The 21,319-nt window shown below is 65.6% G+C and carries 15 protein-coding genes; 11 read left to right on the forward strand and 4 right to left on the reverse strand.

What is annotated here, in order from left to right:
* Positions 1-11: 11 nt before the first annotated feature.
* Both ACQ4W4_RS21345 and ACQ4W4_RS21350 read left to right on the forward strand, forming a co-directional pair.
* Positions 12-1,403 (forward strand): PoNe immunity protein domain-containing protein, encoded by a 1,392-nt coding sequence (locus tag ACQ4W4_RS21345; RefSeq protein ID WP_436543666.1) that lies wholly within the window; start codon positions 12-14, stop codon positions 1,401-1,403.
* A gap of 29 nt (positions 1,404-1,432) precedes the next feature.
* Entirely contained in the window at positions 1,433-3,436 is a 2,004-nt protein-coding gene (locus tag ACQ4W4_RS21350) for a DUF6630 family protein (protein WP_436543667.1), read from the forward strand.
* A gap of 12 nt (positions 3,437-3,448) precedes the next feature.
* On the opposite strand, the gene ACQ4W4_RS21355 is transcribed toward ACQ4W4_RS21350, so the two are convergent.
* On the reverse strand, positions 3,449-4,828 hold the full coding sequence (locus tag ACQ4W4_RS21355; protein WP_436543668.1) for an esterase-like activity of phytase family protein: 1,380 nt from the start codon (positions 4,826-4,828) through the stop codon (positions 3,449-3,451).
* 131 nt (positions 4,829-4,959) lie between these two features.
* Positions 4,960-6,336 (reverse strand): YihY family inner membrane protein, encoded by a 1,377-nt coding sequence (locus ACQ4W4_RS21360; RefSeq protein ID WP_436543669.1) that lies wholly within the window; start codon positions 6,334-6,336, stop codon positions 4,960-4,962.
* A 67-nt stretch (positions 6,337-6,403) separates the two neighbouring features.
* On the opposite strand from ACQ4W4_RS21360, the gene wrbA reads away from it, so the two are divergent.
* Genes wrbA through ACQ4W4_RS21405 form a run of 9 tightly spaced genes read left to right on the forward strand, consistent with a single transcriptional unit; the run spans position 6,404 to position 16,592 of the window.
* The gene (wrbA, locus tag ACQ4W4_RS21365; RefSeq protein ID WP_436543670.1) at positions 6,404-7,012 is read left to right on the forward strand and encodes an NAD(P)H:quinone oxidoreductase; all 609 of its coding nucleotides are present in this window, start codon (positions 6,404-6,406) and stop codon (positions 7,010-7,012) included.
* Entirely contained in the window at positions 7,012-7,422 is a 411-nt protein-coding gene (locus ACQ4W4_RS21370) for a DUF2069 domain-containing protein (RefSeq protein WP_436543771.1), read from the forward strand. Before wrbA ends, ACQ4W4_RS21370 begins: the two co-directional genes overlap by 1 nt.
* Positions 7,419-8,834: an FAD-binding oxidoreductase gene (locus ACQ4W4_RS21375; RefSeq protein WP_436543671.1), complete on the forward strand. Its 1,416-nt coding sequence runs from the start codon at positions 7,419-7,421 to the stop codon at positions 8,832-8,834. Before ACQ4W4_RS21370 ends, ACQ4W4_RS21375 begins: the two co-directional genes overlap by 4 nt.
* Positions 8,831-9,259 (forward strand): DUF4124 domain-containing protein, encoded by a 429-nt coding sequence (locus tag ACQ4W4_RS21380; RefSeq protein ID WP_436543672.1) that lies wholly within the window; start codon positions 8,831-8,833, stop codon positions 9,257-9,259. The genes ACQ4W4_RS21375 and ACQ4W4_RS21380 overlap by 4 nt, the downstream gene beginning before the upstream one ends.
* Positions 9,247-11,838 carry an FtsX-like permease family protein gene (locus ACQ4W4_RS21385; protein WP_436543673.1) on the forward strand — a complete coding sequence of 864 codons (2,592 nt, stop codon included), beginning with the start codon at positions 9,247-9,249 and terminating at the stop codon, positions 11,836-11,838. Before ACQ4W4_RS21380 ends, ACQ4W4_RS21385 begins: the two co-directional genes overlap by 13 nt.
* Complete coding sequence (locus ACQ4W4_RS21390) at positions 11,838-12,914, forward strand: lipocalin-like domain-containing protein (RefSeq protein ID WP_436543674.1); 1,077 nt, start codon at positions 11,838-11,840, stop codon at positions 12,912-12,914. Before ACQ4W4_RS21385 ends, ACQ4W4_RS21390 begins: the two co-directional genes overlap by 1 nt.
* 36 nt (positions 12,915-12,950) lie before the next feature.
* Positions 12,951-14,804 carry an ABC transporter transmembrane domain-containing protein gene (locus ACQ4W4_RS21395; RefSeq protein WP_436543675.1) on the forward strand — a complete coding sequence of 618 codons (1,854 nt, stop codon included), beginning with the start codon at positions 12,951-12,953 and terminating at the stop codon, positions 14,802-14,804.
* A 12-nt stretch (positions 14,805-14,816) separates the two neighbouring features.
* Positions 14,817-15,491, forward strand: a complete 675-nt coding sequence (gene leuE, locus ACQ4W4_RS21400; protein WP_436543676.1) for a leucine efflux protein LeuE — start codon at positions 14,817-14,819, stop codon at positions 15,489-15,491.
* 9 nt (positions 15,492-15,500) lie between these two features.
* Entirely contained in the window at positions 15,501-16,592 is a 1,092-nt protein-coding gene (locus ACQ4W4_RS21405) for a threonine aldolase family protein (RefSeq protein ID WP_436543677.1), read from the forward strand.
* Between the two features lie 224 nt (positions 16,593-16,816).
* Here the strand turns inward: ACQ4W4_RS21405 and ACQ4W4_RS21410 are convergent, their stop codons facing one another.
* The gene (locus tag ACQ4W4_RS21410; RefSeq protein ID WP_436543678.1) at positions 16,817-18,259 is read right to left on the reverse strand and encodes an OmpP1/FadL family transporter; all 1,443 of its coding nucleotides are present in this window, start codon (positions 18,257-18,259) and stop codon (positions 16,817-16,819) included.
* Between the two features lie 196 nt (positions 18,260-18,455).
* On the reverse strand, positions 18,456-21,203 hold the full coding sequence (locus ACQ4W4_RS21415; RefSeq protein ID WP_436543679.1) for a bifunctional diguanylate cyclase/phosphodiesterase: 2,748 nt from the start codon (positions 21,201-21,203) through the stop codon (positions 18,456-18,458).
* Positions 21,204-21,319 lie beyond the last annotated feature (116 nt).

Below are 21,319 nucleotides of genomic sequence, written 5' to 3' on the forward strand. Positions count from 1 at the left end.
GATAGATGCACATGTTGTTGAATACCCTGTTTGACGAATTGACTGGCCGCGGCAGCGGCACGGAAGCGGAGCGGCACGAACGCTATAAATGGCTGGAACAGCTGCGCTTCACTAACCCGCTGGCGGACGAAGGCGGCCCCATGGCAGGCATTCCGTACTACCAATGGTGCCGGCTGCCGCAGGCGCTCGTCGTGGCGGGCCAGCAGACGGATCTGCTGGTCGGCACCACGAGCTCCCAGTACCTGGTCTTCGAGGGCCGCCACGCGGCCGCCTTCGCGGCCGAACTGGGCCTGCAATACGACGCCAACAACCGCATCGACCGCCCCGGTGGCCTCGATGCACTGCTCGATGCCTATGAAGAGCAGGAGGACGGCAGCTGGGCGACCTTGCCGCATGAACCGCCGGCGTCACCGCTGGCCGGCTGGGACGACGTGTACTTCCGCGTGCGCGACCTGAGCGACGGCAGCACCATCCAGAGCGTGACCACCATCGCCTACGAGAGCAGCCGCTTCCCTGGCTATACCCTGCTGGGCACGACCTTTGTGGGCGTCGGCGCCATCATCCACGACGACGAAACGGCGCAGTATATGCAGCAGATCTTCGCCGACTGGGCCATCCAGCGTGAATGCGCCGCCACCTGCCCGGCGTCGTCCACGCCCTGGCCCCATACGCCGCGCCAGGTGCCGCCGGCCCCGTTCGATTTTGCCCGCAACCTCGCTTACCTCGACGCCCTGCTGGCCGCCTATGTCCGCGCGCAGGCGCAGGCGGAAAACGACGGTGGCGACGCGGCCTACTGGGCCTGCGCGGCCGCCAGCACGGCCTACCAGGTCTTCTCGCTGCGCTACACGGCCGGCTTGCCCTTGCCCGACGTGGAGCCGGCGCTGGAAACGGCCGTCGCCGCCTGCGAAACGGCACGCGCGGCCCTGGCTGACGCCTACGATGACGACGCCTTGCCCGCCTTCGATTTCGAACAATTGACGGATTATGCGCGCAGCCTGCAGCTGCTGGGCGCGACCCTGCTGTTCGGCCGCCACGACTTGGCCAGACGCCTGGCCGCCCTGCAGACGGCCTTCGATGGCGAAGATGGCGTGTACGAAGCGCTGCTGTCCGCCATCGATCCGCAGCGTCCCGCCGTCGACGAATGGTATTTCGCCGAACCCTATACAGCCCTGTACAACTGCCTGGACGCGGACGACCGCGCGCAGCAGCTCGAACACCTGCAACACTACCTGGCCGGCTGGCACACGGCGCTGGTGCGCGAAGACTGGTTCAACGGCCATTTGCGCGCGCAGGGACTGGGCGGCTACTACGGTCTGTGGGCCTTCGAAGCAGCCGCCGTGGCGCAACGCCTGGGGCTGGAGCGCGACGCGCTGACGCACTGGGTCATGCCGCCAGCGCCCTGACTACCCCGTACACTTTTCGATACATATCCATGCTCAATACCGCAGCCCTGTTCAGCACCGCCTTCCTGCCCGGCCAGGCCGGTTTCGACACCGAGAAGATTACCGGCCTGGCCGAATGGCGGCTCGACACGCCCATGCTGTTCAAGCTGCTCATCGGCGCCGATGCGCAAGCCGACGCCTGGCCCATCTACGGCGATGGCGAGGACTGCCCCTGCGTGCTGGCCGCGCCGATGGCGCAGGCGCAGGCCAGCTGGCAAGCCTTGTCCGTCCTGATGGACAGGCCGCGCGACGCGGCCGACATCGTCGCGCGCAGCGCCATCAGCGCCCTGCTGGCCGGCGGCCAGCCATGGCTGATCCTCGATTGCGTACAGCTGATCGCGCACGATATCGGCACGCCGGAATACGCGGCCGCGCTCGAAGCCCTGCGCGCCGAGACGCAAGCCTTGCACTCTGCCCTGCTGCGCGGCGACCGGCAAGCGCTGGCCCCCCTGCTGGCCGCCGGCGCCGCATCGCCCGCCATTGGCTACTGGTCGGCCACGGCCGTCGCGCAGCTGGCCGATGTCGAGGAGCTCGAAGCGAGTGCGCTGCCTTTCCTGCAAGGCCTGAAGGTGGCGGGATGGAAGGAAGACGCGCTGTGCTATGAAGTAAGCGCCCCCGGCGAACCGGAGGTCACAGGCCTGGTCACGCCCTATGGCCGCTGGATCGTGCCCCTGTCGCGACGCTATGTCGACCTGGGCACTTACTACGCGGACGATGGCTGGCTCACCTTTGCCACGGCGGACAAGCCCGATGCGCACGGCGTGCTGGACCTCAATGGCACGGTGGTGCTGCCGCCCGCTCCCGGCGCCCTGTACGTGATCAGCCCCCATTTAGTGCAGAGAATCGCACCGGACGGCGCCAGCCGCTTGCTGCGCCTGCCCGACGGCGCGCTGCTCATCGACAGGGTCGACAACATTGGCGAACGCGAAGACGGCTATATCGATATCGAACGCCAGACGGGCGATAATGACGAACGCAATGTCTGCGGCGTAATCGACAAGACGGGCAAGGTCGTGGTGCCGCCCGTCTACAGCTCCGTGCAGGATTTCGGCACGAAGAAAAAGATCGCCGTCGTCAGCCAGCGCATCGATGGCCGCTTCCTGTTTGGCCTGGTCAATAGCCAGGGCGAGGTGCTGGCGCCCTGCCAGTACGAAGCCATCGACTGCGCCACGACGTCATCGCCGCCCAGGCTGCGCAAGAATCTGATTTTCGCCATCGATGCACAAGGCCTGGCCTGCATGCTGACCCTGGACGGCAAGCAGGCGTTTGTGCCTTTATATCGGCCCGCCCACCATCTGCGCGGCGTGGCCGTGCAAAGCGACTTTTTATATGTCGTCAAGGATGGCATGGCCTGGAGCATGGATTTCACGGGCCAGTTGCTGGAACAGTTCGACACCGTGGACAACTTCAAGGCGGCCATCACGGCGCAATTGAGCGAGGCCATGGGACTGGGCAAGAAAAAGCCCGAGAAAAAGCCCGCTAAGCGCCGCAGCTTTACGCCCGCGCAGATCCTCGCAAAGGCCGACCGCGGGCAGTTGCGCAGCATGGCCGCCCTGCTCTTGCAAGGCGACGCGGACCTGGCCGCGCGCTGCGTGGACATCACGCTGGAAGAGCTGGCGGAGGACGACCCGGAAGAGGAATACGAAGGCGACACGCCCGCAGCGGCGTGTTTCTTCCTGCTCTGGTCGACGGCCGCCCACACGCTGGGCCACGGCACCACCCTGGACTGGAAAGCCGTCGATGAAGTGCCGCGCATCGTCCAGCATATCGGCCTGCCCGCGCTGCGCGATTTTTTGTGGTCAGAGCGCGAAGATGGCGACGCCATGGCCGAGGGCCTGGCCGCCATCGCCGCCCACCTGGCGCCGCACCAGCTGCGCCTGGTCAACCTGCACGGCGGCGAAGACACGTATTACCTGGGCGTGGTGCGGACGCAGGATGCGGCCGCGTTCAGCACGGTGGCGCTGCAGGCGGCCTTGCGGCCCGTGCTGCTGTGACGGCTTGCGTCCTTACCTGGCGGAGCGATCGAACAGCGCCTTGTCGAAACGCAGGGTGATGACTTCGGTATCGTCCGGCTTGCCGGGCTTGCGGCCGTCTTCACCCGGGTAGTTCGTGTCGATGGCCACGACCAGCGTATGGGCGTCGAGTACTTCAACGCTCTCCACCGAGTCGAAAGGCATGCTGAACTTACCCACAGGCATATTGCTCGCCTGTCCGCCTATACCTTTGGGATCGGAGATATTCAGCAAGTCCACCAGCAGCGTTTTCCTGAGTGCGCCGTCAGCCTCTTTCTCCTTCAGGTCGACCAGGTACAGGCGCTTGATCACCGCCTTGGCGCCCCAGAAGCCATCGCGTTCGATCAGCACGAACTTGCTGCCGCCGACATTGGTCATGTCGCCGATCACGACGCCATTCTCCTTGGCCGCACCATCCTTGCGGTACACGAGATTCTTGCCCGTGTAGCGCATGGCGGCGGGGTCGAACTCGAAAATGTTCAGGTAGCGCTCGTCCGCGGCAACGGGCCGCAGCGAGGGGTCGCTGGGCGCCGCTTCCGGCACCGCGTAGAGCAGGCTGCGATCGGCGTTGTAGGCCAGGCTTTCGAAACCGCGGCTGCCCGGCAAGGTGATGCTGGCGCCCTTGCCCAGCACGTCCGGATTGGCCGGGCTGCGCAGGAAGGGATGGGGAACCGGATCGCCCATGAGCGTGCCATTTTTGTCGAAATGCAGGATATACGGACCGAATTCCTCACCCACGAACCAGGTGCCATCGGCGGCGCGCGCGAGCGACTCGATGTCGAAGTCAAAACCGGTCAGCAGGCGGCCCGCGCGAATGCGCGCATCGACGGCGATGCCGCTGTCCGCAAAGACCAGCCCGCCGGAGGTGTTGCTTGGGTAATTGACATAGTCGGCCGTGATCTTCAGATCGACGCCCTTACCGTCGTTTAAGAAGCCCTTGGCGTCATTGAAGGCGAGGAAGCTGTTGATCTTGATGCTGCCAGGCGGCTTGCCGGCGTCCGGGGCCGTGCGGAAATCGATGCTGGCGTTATACAGGCCGAGCACGAAATCGGCCGAATTGCCCTTGGCGCCGTAGCCATTGTCGGCCATGGCGGTCCAGCTGCCGTCGTCATTCCTCAGCAGCGCGGAGAAGCCTGGAATCGGCACGCCAGTGGCAAACGGCGGGCTGACGCCAAGCGCCGCGGCCGTGAACTGTCCGGAAATCGGCCCCGGCCAGCGCGCCGTGTCCGGCAATGCGGCCCAGCCGGCGAGCTGGTGCGGCAGTCCTTCCCCTGCCACCGTTTCAGGAGCGGCGGAAGAACTGCCGCCGCAGGCGGCAAGCACGCCGCTGAGCATCACGATGGCCAGGCCGCGGCACACAGTCAAACCACTCACATGACAACGCATATCTGCTTCCTCTACAAGATGAATGGAGAGGAAAGCTTACCGGCCTTCGGTGACCAGTTTATGACATGCGCCCTATCGTGCGCGGCCTGCGCCGGCAAGGACGCGAGCGCTTCGGCCCGTCAATGGCAGCGCACTTCGCCGAAATGCTGCGCCAGGCTCAGGCCCAGGCCCTGCTCCACGGCGTTTTCCACCTGCGCCGCCAGCGCGGCCGCTTCCTCGGCAGCCTTGATGTCGCGCTCGTTGGTGGAACCGGCCGGATAGCCGGAGTTCACGCGCATGCCGCCGAAGACGAACAGGCGGTAGACGTCGGCCAGGCTGATGCGATTGACATTGCCCAGCAAGACCCAGTGATCGGAACTGTCGGCCACGCGCTTGCCCCACTGCACGCGCACGGCGCCGTCCACGTTGACGCGTCCCACCCAGCCCTGTTGCACCATCTTGTCGAGCAGGATTTCCATCTCTTCGAAGCCCAGGCGCGTGCTGCGGCGGATCTCGGCCGCGCCCACCAGGGCCGAATCGGCGCAGTGGCACGCCTGGTGCAGCACTTTCAGGATGGCGACGGCGTCGACGAATTCGCTGCCCGGCGCCGCCTCGTACCACCAGCGCTCGTATTTCACGACGGGCAAGGCGGCCACCAGCAAGGCGCCCACCAGGGTGATCATCCAGCTCAGGTATATCCACACGAGGAACAGCGGCAAGGCGGCCAGTGCGCCATAGATGCGCGAATACGTGGGAAATTCCTGGATGAATTCGCCGAAGCCCCGCTTGGCCACCTCGAACGCCAGCGCCGCCAGCAAGCCGCCCCAGGCCGCGTCGCGCCAGTCCACGTCGCGGTTCGGCACGGCGATGTACAGCAGGGTAAACGCCAGCATGGTCAGGCCGATCGACACCAGGGTATAAAACACGGCGCCGATGAACGGCACGGCGCCCACCACGCCGCTGGTGGCCATGAAGAGGCGCGAGGTCACCGTCAGCGACACGCCCACCAGCAGCGGCCCCAGGGTGACGATGGCCCAGTAGACGAGCAAACGCTTGGTCCAGCGGCGCTCCTGGCGCACGCGCCAGATGCGGTTGAAGACGCGCTCGATCAAGCCCATCATGCCTACCGAGGTGACGATCAGGGCGCCCGCGCCGATGGCCGACAATCGCGTGGCCTTCGAGGCAAACGTCGTCAGGTAGTCGAGGATGGTGTTCGATATGCCCTTGGGCATCACGCTTTGCACGAAATAGTCTTCCAGCGCGTGGCGGAAGGTATTAAACAGGGGGAAGGTGGTGAAAATGGCGAGCGCCAGCGTGAGCAGCGGCACCAGCGCGAACACGGTGGCGAACGTCAGGCTGCCGGCCACTTGCGGCAGGCTTTCCTCGCGCACGCGGCGGCGCGCGAACTGCAGCAGGTCGCGCGTTTCGGACCACGTCAGGCCGCGCACGACGTCGAGCCCCATGCTCAGGGTGCGCCACAGGTATCGCAAGAACGGGAGTATATATTTTGAAAACATGTGCAAAATCAGAACGGCGCCATGACAGCAGTCGTATCAGGCTGTAAAGCGCCCTATAATACCAATGATGAAGCCAACCAATCTGATTATTCTCGTATTGTTTTATTCACGCCATGGCGCCACGCGCCAGTTGGCCGAGCTGATAGCCCAGGGAGTGGAAAGCGTGCCTGGCTGCGATGCGCGCCTGCGCACCGTGCCCGCCGTCTCCACGGTAACGGAAGCAACAGCACCGGAAGTGCCGCTGGACGGCGCGCCCTACGTGGAACTGGACGACTTGCAGGAGTGCGCGGGCCTGGCCCTGGGCTCGCCCACGCGCTTCGGCAACATGGCCGCCGCCATGAAATACTTCTGGGATGGCACGGCCAGCGACTGGCTGGCCGGCACCCTGGCCGGCAAGCCCGCCTGCGTGTTCACGTCCACGGGCAGCCTGCACGGCGGCCAGGAATCGACCCTGCTGTCGATGATGATCCCCCTCTTCCACCACGGCATGCTGGTCATGGGCTTGCCCTACACGCACCCGGAACTGATGACGACGTCCACGGGCGGCTCGCCGTATGGCGCCACCCACTGGTCGGGCATAGACGGCGACAAGGCCCTGAGCGACGATGAAAAGCGCCTGGCCATCGCCCTGGGCCGGCGCCTGGCGGAAAACGCCGCGAAACTGGCAGGCGCATGATGCACGGCGCACTGCACAAGTATTTTCACTGGGGCGCCATCGCCAGCCTCGTCACCCTGATCGTCTGGTGCCTGCTGTGGGAAACCGTCGTCGCGCCGCTGCAGCCGGGCGGCTCCTGGGTTGTGCTGAAGGCGGCGCCCCTGCTCATTCCCCTGTACGGCGTCATCAAGCGCGACGTCTACACCCTGCAATGGTCGTCGATGGTGATCCTGCTGTACTTTACGGAAGGCGTGGTGCGCGGCTACAGCGACACGAACCCCACCTCGGCCCTGATGGCCTGGGGGGAGGCGGCCATCGTCTGCATCTATTTTGTCTGCGCCGTGCTGTATCTGCGCCCGTATAAAAAGGCGGCCAGGCGCATGGCCAAAGAGCTTCTGGAAAAAGTGAATAAAGTGAGCATCAAGAAATGACAGACCGTACCGACTTCCTCGCCGCCTGCCGCGATCTGCTGGGCGACACCTACGTGCTCACCGCCGATGCCGACACGGCGCCCTTCCTCACCGACTGGCGCGACCGGTTTACGGGCAAGGCCCTGGCCGTGCTGCGCCCCGCCACGGTGGAGCAAGTGGCAGCGATCCTGCGCGCCTGCACGCAATGGCAGGTCCCCGTCGTGCCGCAGGGCGGCAATACGGGCCTGGTGCTGGGCAGCATCCCCGACGACGCGGGCACGGCCGTCGTGCTGTCGCTGGCGCGCCTGAACGGCATCCGCGCGCTCGATCCCGTCAACCGCACCATCACGGTCGATGCGGGCTGCATCCTGCAAACCATCCAGGAAGCGGCCGTCGCCGCCGGCTGCCTGTTCCCCCTGTCGCTGGCGGCCGAAGGCAGTTGCACCATCGGCGGCAACCTGGCCACGAACGCGGGCGGCACGGCCGTGCTGCGCTACGGGAATACGCGCGAGCTGTGCCTGGGCCTGGAAGTGGTCACGCCGCAAGGCGAGATCTGGAGCGGCTTGCGCGGCCTGCGCAAGGACAATACCGGCTACGATTTGCGCGACCTGTACATCGGCGCCGAAGGCACCCTGGGCGTGATCACGGGCGCCGTGATGAAGCTGTACCCGCAGCCGAAAGCCTGCATCACCGCGCTGGCCGCCATGCCCTCGCCCGCCCACGCCCTGCGGCTGCTCTCCCTGATGCAGGACCATTGCGGCGCCAGCCTGACGGGCTTTGAATTGATGTCGCGGTATTGCTTGCAACTGGTGGCCGAGCAGTTCCCCCAGCTGCCACGGCCATTTGCGGAAGCCCATGGCCAGTACGTGTTGCTGGAGCTGTCCAGCAGCCAGTCCGAGGCGCATGCCGTGGAATTGCTCGAAGCGAGCATCGGCGCGGCCCTGGAAGACGAATTGATCGAGGACGCCGTCGTCGCCAGTTCCGTGGCGCAATCCGAAGGCCTGTGGCAGCTGCGCGAGCACATTCCGCTGGCGCAGGCGCAGGCGGGCAAGAACATCAAGCACGACATCTCGCTGCCCATTTCCCGCATCGCCGACTTCATCGCCGTCACGGATGCGGCCCTTGAATCAGCCTTCCCCGGCTGCCAGCTCGTGTGCTTCGGCCATCTGGGCGACGGCAACCTGCATTACAACGTGGCGCCGCCAGCCGGCATGACGGACCGGGATTTCCTGGCCAACCAGGATGCGATCAACCGCATCGTGCACGACCTGGTCCACGGCTTTGGCGGCTCGATATCGGCCGAACACGGCATCGGCGCACTGAAGAAGGACGACCTGGCGCGCTACAAGTCGCCGCTGGAACTGCAGCTGATGCGCGCCGTGAAGCAGGCGCTGGACCCGCAGAACATCATGAATCCGGGAAAGATATTGTGAAGCCCTTGTCTCTCCTGCTATGTGCCATGGCCTTGCTGGCCGGTTCCGCCAGCGCGCAGGACGTCTACAAATGCGTGCAGGATGGCCAGACCAGCTATAGCGCCACGCCGTGCACGGGCGGGCAGCTGCAGATCCTGGAAGTGCCCTCGCCTCCGCCCGCCGTCGACAAGGGCGCGGCCACGCGTCAGGAACGGGTGGCCAGCCAGATGGAAGCGGCGCGCAAGAAGCGCGAAAACCTGGAAGACCAGGCGCGCGAACGGGCCGCCAAACAGAAGGAAATGCACGAGAAGCATTGCGCCCAGCTGCGGCTGGAGCAGCAATGGGCGGCGCAGGACGCCGTCGGCGCGGGCGACAAGACCCGCGATGCGGCGCAACTGAAAGCGCGGCGCGCCGGCGAACGCCTGGCCGTCGAATGCCTGCATTGAGTGCGCCGGCAGCAAATCCCGCAGGGATGCGCCTGCTGTCGCGCTGGCTGCTGCTGGGCGAATGGCGCGCGCATCCCGTGCGCGCCTTCGTCGCCATCCTCGCCATCGCCATCGGCGTGTCGCTGGGCTTTGCCATCCACCTGATCAACGCGGCCGCCTTCAATGAATTTTCCACGGCCGTCAAAAGCCTGTCCGGCCAGGCCGACGTGCAGGTGGCCGGGCGCGAAGCGCTGTTCGACGAAGCCATCTACCCGTGGCTGGCGCAGCGCGACGGCGTGGCCGTCGCCTCGCCCGTGCTGGAATTGCAGACTGGCGTGAGCGGCAAGAAAGACGGCGGCCCGCTGCACATCCTGGCGCTCGACGTCTTCCGCGCCGGCTTCATCTCGCCCGACCTGATCGGCGCGCCCGCCGAGGGCCAGCCTTTCGACACCCTGGCCGACGACGCCGTCTTTTTATCGCCGGCCGCCTTGCGCTGGCTCGCTGTGGCCGAAGGCGGCCAGGTCGCCCTGCAATCGGGCACGGGCACGGTGCCGCTGCGCGTGGCCGGTTCGCTGCAGCGGGCGCGCGCCGGCCAGCGCATCGCCGTGATGGATATCGGCGCGGCGCAATGGCGCTTCAACAAGCTGGGCAAGCTGTCGCGCATCGACTTGAAATTGCGCCAGGGCGTCAACCGCGACGCCTTCCAGGCGGACCTCGCGCGCGCACTGGACGCGCAGTATCCGGGGCGCTTCCAGGTGGGCCAGCCCAACGACGAGAACCAGAACAGCCGCAACAATAATCTGAGCCGCGCGTACCGCGTCAACCTGACGGTGCTGGCCCTGGTCGCCCTGTTTACGGGCGCCTTTTTGGTCTTTTCCACGCAGGCCCTGTCCGTCATCCGCCGCCGCAGCCAGTTCGCGCTGCTGCGCGTGCTGGGCATGGAGCGCGGACAATTGCTGCGCCAGGTGCTGTCAGAGGGCGCCAGCCTCGGCATGGTCGGCGCCGCGCTGGGCATCGCCGGCGGTTACGCCATGGCCGCCGTGGCCCTGCGCTTTTTCGGCGGCGACCTGGGTGCCGGCTATTTCGCGGGCGTGCAGCCGCAGGTGCAGTTCACGCCCGTCGCCGCCTGCGTGTATTTCGCGCTGGGCCTCGGCGTGGCCTTGCTGGGCTGCGCGGCGCCCGCGCTGGAAGCGGCGCGCGCCGCCCCCGCCATCGCCCTGAAATCGGGCAGCGAGGAAGTCGTGACGACGCGCCTGGCGAAAACCTGGCCAGCGCTGGCCTGCTTGCTGCTGGCTGGCGCCCTGACGTTCCTGCCGCCCGTCTTCGAGCTGCCCCTGTTCGGCTACCTGTCCATCGCCCTGCTGCTGATCGGCGCCATCGCCCTGATGCCGCAGCTGGCCGCCGTCGTCTTCCGCGCCCTGCAAGCCGCCTGGCTGCGCACGGAAACGAGCAAGCACGCGCCCGTGCGCAGCCTGACCCTGGCCCGCCTGGCGAACGCCTCGGGCCAGGCCGGCATCGCCCTCGGTGGCGTGCTGTCGAGCTTTAGCCTGATGGTGGCGATGGCCATCATGGTGTCGAGTTTCCGCGTTTCCGTCGACGACTGGCTGCTGCAGATCTTGCCGGCCGACGTGTATGCGCGCACGGCCGCCAGCGGCGGCACGGCGGGCTTGAATCCGCGCGAACAAGCCGCCATCACCGCCTTGCCCGAGGTGGCCAGGGTGGATTTCCAGCGCCTGCGCTCGCTGTCGCTGGCGCCCGACCGTCCCAACGTGATGCTGCTGGCGCGCCCCGTCAACCTGGCCGATCCGGGAAAAAGCATGGTGCTGGTGGGCGACACCCTGCCCGTGCCGGCAGGCAGCCGGCCCGTGTGGCTTTCCGAGGCGGCGGCCGACCTGTACAACGTCAAGCCTGGCCAGCAGATCACGCTGCCGCTGGCGGGCGGCCTGCACCCCTTCTTTGTCGCCGGCATCTGGCGCGACTATGCCCGCTCGTCCGGCGCCATCCAGATGCCGCTCGATGACTACCGCGCGCTGACCGACGACATGGACGTCAGCGACGCGGCCCTGTGGCTGGCCAAGGACGCCACGGGCGACGAATTGCAGCAGCGCCTGAAAGCGCTGCCCTTCGGCGCCAGCCTGGAAGTGTCGAACCCTTCGGCCATCCGCGCCCTGAGCCTGCAGATCTTCGACCGCAGCTTCGCCGTCACGTATTTATTGGAAGCCATCGCCATCGTCATCGGCCTGTTCGGCGTGGCCGCCACGTTCTCGGCCCAGACCCTGGCGCGCGCGCGCGAATTCGGCATGCTGCGCCACGTGGGCGTGACGCGCGGCCAGATCTTGTCCATCCTGGCGCTCGAGGGCGGTGCGCTGACGGCGCTGGGCATCGCCACCGGTTTTGTCCTGGGCCTGCTGATCAGCTTTGTGCTGGTCTTCATCGTCAACCCGCAATCGTTCCACTGGACCATGCAGCTGCACCTGCCGTGGCCCTTGATCGCCACAGTGGCCGGCGCCCTGCTGACGGCAGCCGCCCTCACTGCCCTCATCGCGGGCCGCCAGGCGCTGTCCGCTGGCCCCATCCGCGCCGTCAGGGAGGACTGGTAATGCGCCGTTTGACTTGTTTATTGTTGTTCTGCAGCGCCGCCGCCATCGCCGCGCCGCCCGCCTTCGCCCCCGTCACGCCGCTGCCCCCCGGCCAGACCCTGCGCCTGCCGCACGACTTCGGCGCCCACCCCGCGTACAAAACGGAATGGTGGTACGCCACGGGCTGGGTAACAACGAGCGGCGGCGAGCAGCTGGGCTACCAGGTGACCTTCTTCCGCAGCGCCACGGCCGCCGACGCGGACAATCCCAGCGCGTTTGCGCCGAAACAGCTGATCATCGGCCATGCGGCCCTGTCCGACCCCAAGGTGGGCAAGCTGCTGCACGACGAGAAAAGCGCGCGCGAGGGTTTCGGCCTGGCCTACGCCAAGGTGGGCGACACGGACGTGAAACTCGACGACTGGCGCATGCAGCGCCAGGCGGACGGCAGCTACCGGGTCAGCCTGGCCGCGCGCGACTTCAACTTGCAGCTGACCCTCGCGCCCACCCAGCCCGTGCTGCTGCAAGGCGTTGGCGGCTATTCGCGCAAGGGCGCCCGGCCCGCGCAATCGAGCTACTACTACAGCAAGCCGCAGTTGCGCACGACGGGCACGATCGCGCGCGCGGGCGGCAAGCCGGAAGCCGTGACGGGCGCCACCTGGCTCGATCACGAGTGGTCGAGCCAGGTGCTCGATGCGGACGCCAGCGGCTGGAACTGGATAGGCGCCAACCTCGACGACGGCGGCGCCCTGATGGCCTTCCAGATCCGCAGCAAGACAGGTGCTAAACTATGGGCGCACGCGACATGGCGCGACGCGTCCGGTAAGATGACGCAGTACGCGCCCGGCGACGTCGATTTCACGCCCACGCAGCTATGGCGTTCGCCCCGCACGCAGGCCGAATACCCGGTCGCCACCGAGATCCGCACGGGCGCGACGCGCTGGCAGATCAAGCCTTTGCAGCCAGACCAGGAACTCGATTCGCGCCGCTCGACGGGGGCAGTGTACTGGGAAGGCGCCGTGACGGTGGAGCGCGGCGGCCAGCCTGTGGGCCGCGCCTACCTGGAAATGACGGGCTACGTGCAGCCGATGAAGTTGTAAGCAATACAAAATATAGTACCTACCAAGCGAAAAACAATGACAACCAGCACAGAAACAGGCAGTACCAGTACAGCAAGCACCGCATCAACTCCCGACACCGGCACCAGCCGCGAACTGAAAAAAGGCAGCCTGGCCGCCTTCAAGGGCTTGATGCCCTTTCTGACGCCGTACCGCAAGCAGTTCTTCCTGGCCGGTATCGCGCTGGTGGTGGCCGCCGCCTCGACCCTGGCCATTCCCGCCGCCTTCAAGCAGATGATCGACCTCGGTTTCGGCGGCGCGGCCGGCTCGAAAAGCATCCAGCACGTCGACCTGGTCTTCCTCGCCCTGTTCGGCGTGGCGTCCATCCTGGCGCTGGCCACTGCCGCGCGTTTTTACACGGTGTCGTGGCTGGGCGAGCGCGTCACGGCCGATATCCGCAGCGCCGTATACCGCCACGTCGTCACGCAAAGCCCGGAATTCTTTGAAACCACGCAGACGGGCGAAGTCCTGTCGCGCATCACCACCGACACGACCCTGATCCAGGCCGTGGTCGGCACCAGCATCTCGATGGCGCTGCGCAATGTGCTGCTGTTCCTCGGCGGCCTGGTGATGCTGTTCGTCACCAGCGCCAAGCTGGCCGGCATCATCATCGGCCTCTTGATCCTGGTCGTCGTGCCCATCATCGTGTTTGGCCGCAAGGTGCGCAAACTGTCGCGCGACTCGCAGGACCGCATCGCCGACGCGTCGGCCATGGCCGGCGAAATCCTCAACGCCATGCCCACCGTGCAGGCGTTCACGCACGAGAAAATCGAATCGAAGCGCTTCGGCGACTCCGTCGAAGGCGCCTTCATGACGGCCATGCGCCGCATCCGCGCCCGCGCCCTCTTGACCATGATCGCGATTTTGCTGGTCTTCGGCACCATCGTGTTTGTCTTGTGGCTGGGCGCGCGCGCCGTGCTGGAAGGCGCGATGACGGGCGGCGACCTGGGCCAGTTCATCCTGTACGCCTCCATCGTGGCCGGCGCCATCGGCGCCCTGTCCGAAGTCATGGGCGAAGCGCAGCGCGCCGCCGGGGCCACCGAGCGCCTGCTGGAACTGATGGCCGTCAAGTCGGAAATCGCCTCGCCGGCCACACCGCTGCCGCTGCCCGCGCGTGCCGCGACGGGCGCCGCCCTGACCCTGGACGATGTCATGTTCTCGTACCCGTCGCGCCCGGACACCCACGCGCTCGACCACGTCAGCCTCGACATCCGCGCCGGCGAAACGGTGGCCGTCGTCGGCCCGTCCGGCGCCGGCAAGACCACCCTGTTCCAGCTGTTCCTGCGCTTCTATGACCCGCAAAGCGGCAGCATCCGCCTCGACGGCGTCGACATCAAGCAGCTCGATCTGCACACCCTGCGTGACGCCATCGGCATCGTGCCGCAGGATACCGTGATCTTCTCGGCCGACGCCATGGAAAACATCCGCTATGGCCGCGCCGGCGCCAGCGACGAGGAAGTCATCGCCGCGGCGAAAATGGCGGCCGCCCACGAATTCATCGAGCGCCTGCCGAACGGCTATAAATCCTTCCTCGGCGAACGGGGCGTGCGCCTGTCCGGCGGCCAGCGCCAGCGCATCGCCATCGCCCGCGCCCTGCTGAAAAACCCGCCGCTGCTGCTGCTCGACGAAGCGACCAGCGCGCTGGATGCGGAATCGGAACGCCTGGTGCAAAAGGCGCTGGAAGCGGCCATGGTGGGCCGCACCACGGTCATCATCGCGCACCGCCTGGCCACCGTGCAGCGGGCTGACCGCATCATCGTCATGGAAGACGGCAGGATCGTCGAGACGGGCACGCATGCGTCGCTGGTTGCCCTGGGTGGTATTTACGCCAACCTGGCGGCATTGCAATTCCATCACGTACACACCAACTAAGCAAAAGCAGCCATGAACGCCTTATTCCACGCCAACCTGGGCATCACCGATTTCTGGACCTTTTTACTGGGCACCATCTTCATCGTCATCCTGCCCGGTCCCAATTCCATGTATGTGCTGTCGGTTGCCGCCCAGCGCGGCGTGCGGCCCGCCTACCAGGGCGCCTTCGGCATCTTCGCCGGCGACCTGATTCTGATGGTGCTGTCGGCCTGCGGCGTGGCCTCGCTGCTGAAAGCCAGCCCGGCCCTGTTTTATGTCGTGAAATACATCGGCGCGGCCTACCTGGGCTGGATCGGCCTGCAGATGCTGATAGGCTGCTGGCGCAAGCTGCGCGCGCCCGCGCCCGCTGAAGGCGAAGCGGCAGCCGTGCCTGTCACCATCAAGGAAAGCGACCCGTTCCGCAAGGCGCTGATCATCAGCCTGATGAACCCGAAAGCGATTTTGTTCTTCATCTCGTTCTTCATCCAGTTCGTCGACCCGGTTTTCCCGAACCCCGTGCTGTCCTTCATCGGCCTGGGCCTGATCTGCCAGGTGATCAGCTTTAGCTACCTGACGGCCATCATCTTTGTCGGCGCGCGCCTGGCCGAGACCTTCCGCCGCCGTCGCCGCCTGTCAGCCGGCATGGGCGGCGGCGTGGGCGCCATGTTCATCGGCTTCGGCGCGAAACTGGCCACGGCCACTCTGTAAGGAACTGCCGTGAACGAGCTTGAACTGCGCCAGCGCTGCCATACCGTCCTGCCGGGCCACCGCCAGCCCACGCCAGCGGCCACCTTCGCCGCCATGGCCGCCTGGTGCGACGCCAACGATGTTGCGCACGATACCTATGGCGAAGGCGCGCTGATCGAACAGTTCGAGAACAAGATCGCCAGCCTGCTCGGTTTCGAGGCGGCCGTGTTCTGCATCACGGGCACCATGACGCAAGTCACGGCCCTGCGCCTGGCGTGCCAGGACCGCGGCTCGCCGCTGGTGGCGCTGCATCCAACCTCGCACATCCTGCGCCACGAGCGGGGCAACCATGAACTGCTCGATCACTTCAAGGGTTTGACGATCGGCGACCCGCACCGCCCGTGGACGGTGGACGACTTGCGCGCCGTGCCCGATGCGCTGGGCGCCGCGCAGGTCGAACTGCCGATGCGCGAAATCGGCGGCCAGTGCCCGTCGTGGGATGCATTGAACGACATCAAGCGGCATTGCCGCGAACGCAATATCCATTTACACATGGATGGCGCGCGCCTGTGGGAAGCGCAAGCCGGTTTTGGCCAGTCCCTGCCCGCCATCTGCGACGGCTTTGACTCCGTCTACGTATCACTGTACAAGGGCATCGGCGGCATCGGCGGCGCCATGCTGGCCGGCAGCCGGTCGTTTGTCGGACGGGCGCGCGAGTGGTTCCGCCGCCAGGGCGGCAATATCGTGCACCGCACCCCTTACGTGGTGGCCGCCGCCATGCAGTTCGATGCGCGCCTCGCCGCCATGCCGCAGTATTTTGCGCGCACGCAGTGGCTGTACGCGCTGCTGCGCGATTTTCCATCGATAGCCGTCAATCCCGCCCGGCCGCAAGCGAACATGCTGCATCTGCACCTGCCCGTTTCGCGCGAGCGGGCCATCGCCATCCGCAACCAGGTGGCCGAAGAGCACGGCATCTGGCTGTTCGGCCGCGCCAGCCACGCGGCGCTGCCCGGGCACAGCGTGGTGGAATGGTATGTGGGAGACAACTTGCTGGATCTGCCCGACGACACCGTGCGACTGGCATTGCGCCTGCTGGACCAGGCCATGCGCGCCAGGACATGAGCAACGCAGCTCGGCGTAGGTCGGGTTAGCGCACAGCGCGTAACCCGACAACACCACAGTCATCGCCAACAATACCGTCGGATTACGCGCGGCTTCGCCACGCTAATCCGACCTACACCCTACCGTGCACAACAGCGCACACCGCTGGGGTCTGACCCCGAAAAAAAAGCGCCCGAAGGCGCTTTTTTCATTTCACGGCGGCCGGGTTGGCCGCCACTACCTGCTTAGAACTTGTAGTTATAAGCGAGACCGATCAACTGCATGCGGGTCTTGAACAGGCCCTTGGTGGTTTCACCGTTGCCGGTGCAGCCCGTCTTGACTGGCGAGCAGTCGTTTGTGTAGTTGACGTCAGCATCCTTGAAGTCGATATAGCTGTAGGCCAGGTCGATCGAGGAATTGGCGTTCAGCTTCCAGTTCGCGCCGATCGAGTACTGCATGCGGTCGCTGTCCGGCAAGGCCGGGTGGCGCAGTTCGGCGCTGCGGACCGGCGCCTGGTCGTGGGCGATACCGGCGCGCAGCATCAGGCTTTCGCTGTACTTGTAGTTGGTGCCCAGCGACACGCGGTAGGTGTCCTTCCACTGCTGGCGGATGCGCTCTGCGCCTTCGGCCGTCGGCGGGAACTGGATGTCCAGGTTCTGCAGACGCGAAGTGCGGGTCCAGGTCACGTCGCCCATCAAAGCCCACTTATCATCCATCTGATGGAAGGCGTTGACCGACAGGGTTTCCGGCGTGCGCAATTCCACCAGCGCTTCCGAATTGACCTTGTTCGACGCCTTGGCGATGAAGGCGTTCACGGCAGGATTGCTCGTCACCTGCGAGAAGTCCCAGATGGTGCTGCCCTTGAGCTTGTGCGAAATCGACGAGCGGTAAGCGATACCGAAACGCGTGCCTTCGTTCAGCTGGTACAGGTAGCCGAGGTTGAAGCCGAAGCCCCAGTCATGGCCGTCCATCGAGGCGTGGCCATCCTTGATCGGGCCCTGCAGCGCGGCGCCCGCAGCTTGCGCGGCGGCCAGGCCTTGCGTCTTGGCGATATTGGCCAGGAAGGCCTGCGATGCGCTAGGGGCAAACTTGCCCAGGAAGGCGACCGAACCCGGCACGTCAACGCCCTGGCCCAGTTCCGCCTTCATGTATTCGGCCGTCACGCCGAAACCGAACGAGTGATGCTGGTCCAGCTTGAACGACACGGAAGGGTTCAGGGCGATGGCTTCGAGCTTGATATTGGTGATCGCATAGCGGCCATACCAGTCGTTGCCGTAGTCGAGCTTGGCGCCATACGGCACGAACAGGCCCGCGCCGACAGTCCACTGCTCATTGATTTTCTTGCTGGCATACAGCGCTGGCGCGAACACGGCATCCGGCGCATAGTCCTTGGTTGCCGCGTAAGGCGTGCGGTTGCCCGGGAAGAAAGGCTTGGAGCCCGCATCCGTGTAGGTCGAATGCGGTACCACCAGGGTGCCGCCGCCCACGAACTGCGTGCCTTCCAGGCGCGACATGCCGGCCGGGTTATAGAAAATGGTCGAGGCGTCGGCCGCTTCGGCGCCGCTGGCATCGGCCGTGCCCTGGGCGGAAACGCTTTGCGAGCCGAAACGGTAGCCCGATGCCTGGGCGGTGGAAGCGAAGCCGGCGCATGCGACGGCGATGAGGAGGGGCAGATATTTATGTTTCAAGTTAGTCTCTCTTTATTATATGAAGTGTCTTCGTCACATTGTCTCGGGTAGCTCAACCTCACCCGTCCTGCGCTGTTCTTGCCGCCGTGAACTCCCTCACTGACGGCATGAGCGAAGCATATAATATTTTTTAGAAAAAAGCGAACGTTCGCTCTTTTTATGAAACGGCGTTGTTTTCCATGCCAATCACGACCCTCTACCCTGCCAATGCCGGGGCTGGAAGCGGTATCAGGAAGCGCTGGTGCATCAGCGCCAGCATCTGTTCGGCCGGCACGGGACGCGAAATGAAATAGCCCTGCACTTCATTGCATTGCAGCGCGCGCAGGATGTCGAGCTGCTCGCGCGTCTCCACCCCTTCGGCCACCACGCTCATGCCCAGCGCATGCGCCATCGACAGGATGGCACGCACGAAGACCTCGCCCTGCTCCGAGCGGCCCAGCTCCATGGTGAAGGCGCGGTCGATCTTCAAGCCATCCATGGCGAACTTCTGCAGCTGCGACAGCGAGGAATAGCCGGTGCCGAAATCGTCGACCAGCAGGCGCACGCCCAGCGCGCGGATGGCCGACAGCTGCTCCACGGCGCGGTTCTGTTCATCCATCATGGCCGATTCCGTGATCTCCACCTCGATCAGGCGCGCGTCGATGCGGTGGCGCGTCAGCGCGGACGCCAGCACCTGGTGCACGTCGCCGCGGCCGAACTGGCGCGCCGAGACGTTGATCGAGACGGGCACCAGTTCCAGTCCGCTGGCTTGCCAGCGCGCCATCTGCAGGCACACCTTCTCGATGACGACTTCGCCCAGCTGGGAAATCAGGCCGCTGCTCTCGGCCACGGGGATGAATTCCAGCGGCGGCACCATGCCGTGCTGCGGATGGTGCCAGCGCACGAGCGCTTCCATGCTGCACAGCTGCCCGCTCAGGGCGTCGACGCGCGGCTGGTAGACGACGAGGAACTGGTCCTGCTCCAGCGCCGCCACCAGGCTTTGCTCGAGTTCGCGGCGGCTGCGGATGGTTTCGAACAATTCCGGCTGGAAAAATCGGTGATGCCCCTTGCCCGCCACTTTCACGGCGTACATGGCGATGTCGGCGTTCTTCAGCAGCACTTCCGTCTCGGCGCCATCGCGCGGATACAGGCTGATGCCGATCGAGGCACCCATCTTGTGGCGTTCGCTGCCCAGGTAGAACGGTTCGTCGAAGGCGATGGCGATGCGCTGCGCCACCTGCTCGGCGCGGCTGTCGTCTTCCACCGGGTCGAGCACGACGACGAATTCGTCGCCGCCCAGGCGCACCACGTGGTCGCCCGGCCGCAGCACGGCCTTCAGGCGCAAGGAGGCGGCGCGCAGCACTTTATCTCCCTCGGCGTGGCCCTGCGTATCGTTGATATCCTTGAAGCCGTCCAGGTCGATGAACAGCAGCGCCAGCATGCGGCTCGCGATGGCGGCGCGGCCCAGGGCGCCGGGCAGGAATTGCTGCAGCCAATAACGGTTGGGCAAGCCCGTCAAGCCGTCCTCGTTGGCCAGGCGGCGCAAGTCGCGCTCGTGCTCCTTGGCCGTGCTGATGTCTTGCAGGGTGACGGCCAGGCGGTCGCCGCTGCGCACCAGGCGCCGGCGTATCCAGCGCAGCTTGAAGGGATTGCCTTCCGGCAACTCGATCTCTTCTTCCGAAAAGCCGGACTCCATGGCGGCCCGGTAATTATGGATCAGGTCGCGGAAATACGGCTCATGGGCGCGCGACTGCAGGCGCATGCCCAGCAATTGTTCGCGGCGCACGCCAAAGTAGCCGGCGCCCGGCTCGTTGCAGTCGACGATCTCGAAATCGAGGATGCTGCCGTCCGCGCCGCGCAGGGCGGCAATGATATAGAAGCCGTCGCTCGTGCCTTCGGTAGCCATGCGGTAGGCATTGCGCACGCCTTCGGACTGGTGGTGGCGCCAGGCCAGGCGCAGCGACAGCACCGTGGCGACGGCGGCAAAGGCCAGCAGCAGCACGGTGACGGCCAGGGCGATGCCGATATAGATGGTGCGCGTTTCCTCGTAGGGGTGCAGCATCTCGCCGTCCGACAGGCCGACCACGGCCGTAAACGGATAGGCTTTCAGCGCCTGCCAGCCCACGTAGCGGCTTTGCTTGTCGGAAAAAGCGATCCTGCCGCCCGAATGCAGGGCGCCGCTTTCCGTTTCCAGGAAACTGGTGTCGAGAAACGGCGTGCCCTGTGCGCTCTGGGCCGGCAGCACGCGCGAGCCGAGGCGCGTGCTGAACAGCTCGCCCTCTTCCCCCACCATGGCGGACATGCCGAACTTGCCGAAACTGACGCTGTTATAGAATTCGGAAAAATAGCTGGAGTGGATGGAGATCAGCAGCACGCCGTCGAAATTGCCATCCACGTCTTCCAGCCGGCGCGTGAAATGCACGAGGCTTTCGTCGGCGCCCGGCGTGGCCGCCGCTTCGCTCGCCCTCCCCAGCGCGATGCGCAGCGCGCTGGAATTGCTGCGCCAGTGGCGCAGCAGGAAATCGCTGCGCTCGTTCACGCGCAGGCGCTGCAGCGGCGCCGTGGCCGTCACGGGATGGCCCTTGCGGTCGAGGATGGCGACGATGGCAAATTGCGGCAAGGCATACATGCCCTGCGTCTTCAACTGGTCGAGACGCAACTGGCCGCGCGAATTTTCCCATTCATACTTGAGCTGCAAGGTCAGCTGGTCCATCTGCTCCAGCGTGCGCAGCAGATACTGGCCATACGCCTTCGACAACGAAGACACGCTGTCGAGCGCCTGCTGCTGCGCCACCTTCTTTTCCGCCTCCAGCTGCAGCAAGGTGGCCGTCCACAGCACCGCGCACAGGACCAGCCCCAGCAAGGGCCAGGCCAGGATCAGGCGCAGGTTGGCCTTGAAAAAATCGGCCCTGCTCATCTCCACCACGGCGCCGTTATTATTATTTACAAATTGTCGCAAGAACATGGTGCAGCATCTGCCGTTTCTGTGTATTTCTTTAAGGACACACAAATTACCACAGAGTCATGTTTGCAGGTGAGCCTGCCGCGTAATTATGTGCGCGGCCCGCAGCCCGCCTGTCG

The sequence above is a fragment of the Janthinobacterium glycogeni genome, from assembly GCF_051380725.1.
GTDB lineage: Bacteria > Pseudomonadota > Gammaproteobacteria > Burkholderiales > Burkholderiaceae_D > Janthinobacterium.

Excerpts from the sequence above, each read along its gene's own strand:
- ACQ4W4_RS21345 (WP_436543666.1), top strand. The coding sequence starts at position 12 with ATGTTGTTGAATACCCTGTTTGACGAATTGACTGGCCGCGGCAGCGGC.
- ACQ4W4_RS21350 (WP_436543667.1), top strand. The coding sequence starts at position 1,433 with ATGCTCAATACCGCAGCCCTGTTCAGCACCGCCTTCCTGCCCGGCCAG.
- ACQ4W4_RS21360 (WP_436543669.1), bottom strand. The coding sequence starts at position 6,336 with ATGTTTTCAAAATATATACTCCCGTTCTTGCGATACCTGTGGCGCACC.
- wrbA (WP_436543670.1), top strand. The coding sequence starts at position 6,404 with ATGAAGCCAACCAATCTGATTATTCTCGTATTGTTTTATTCACGCCAT.
- ACQ4W4_RS21370 (WP_436543771.1), top strand. The coding sequence starts at position 7,012 with ATGCACGGCGCACTGCACAAGTATTTTCACTGGGGCGCCATCGCCAGC.
- ACQ4W4_RS21375 (WP_436543671.1), top strand. The coding sequence starts at position 7,419 with ATGACAGACCGTACCGACTTCCTCGCCGCCTGCCGCGATCTGCTGGGC.
- ACQ4W4_RS21385 (WP_436543673.1), top strand. The coding sequence starts at position 9,247 with ATGCCTGCATTGAGTGCGCCGGCAGCAAATCCCGCAGGGATGCGCCTG.
- ACQ4W4_RS21390 (WP_436543674.1), top strand. The coding sequence starts at position 11,838 with ATGCGCCGTTTGACTTGTTTATTGTTGTTCTGCAGCGCCGCCGCCATC.
- ACQ4W4_RS21395 (WP_436543675.1), top strand. The coding sequence starts at position 12,951 with ATGACAACCAGCACAGAAACAGGCAGTACCAGTACAGCAAGCACCGCA.
- leuE (WP_436543676.1), top strand. The coding sequence starts at position 14,817 with ATGAACGCCTTATTCCACGCCAACCTGGGCATCACCGATTTCTGGACC.
- ACQ4W4_RS21415 (WP_436543679.1), bottom strand. The coding sequence starts at position 21,203 with ATGTTCTTGCGACAATTTGTAAATAATAATAACGGCGCCGTGGTGGAG.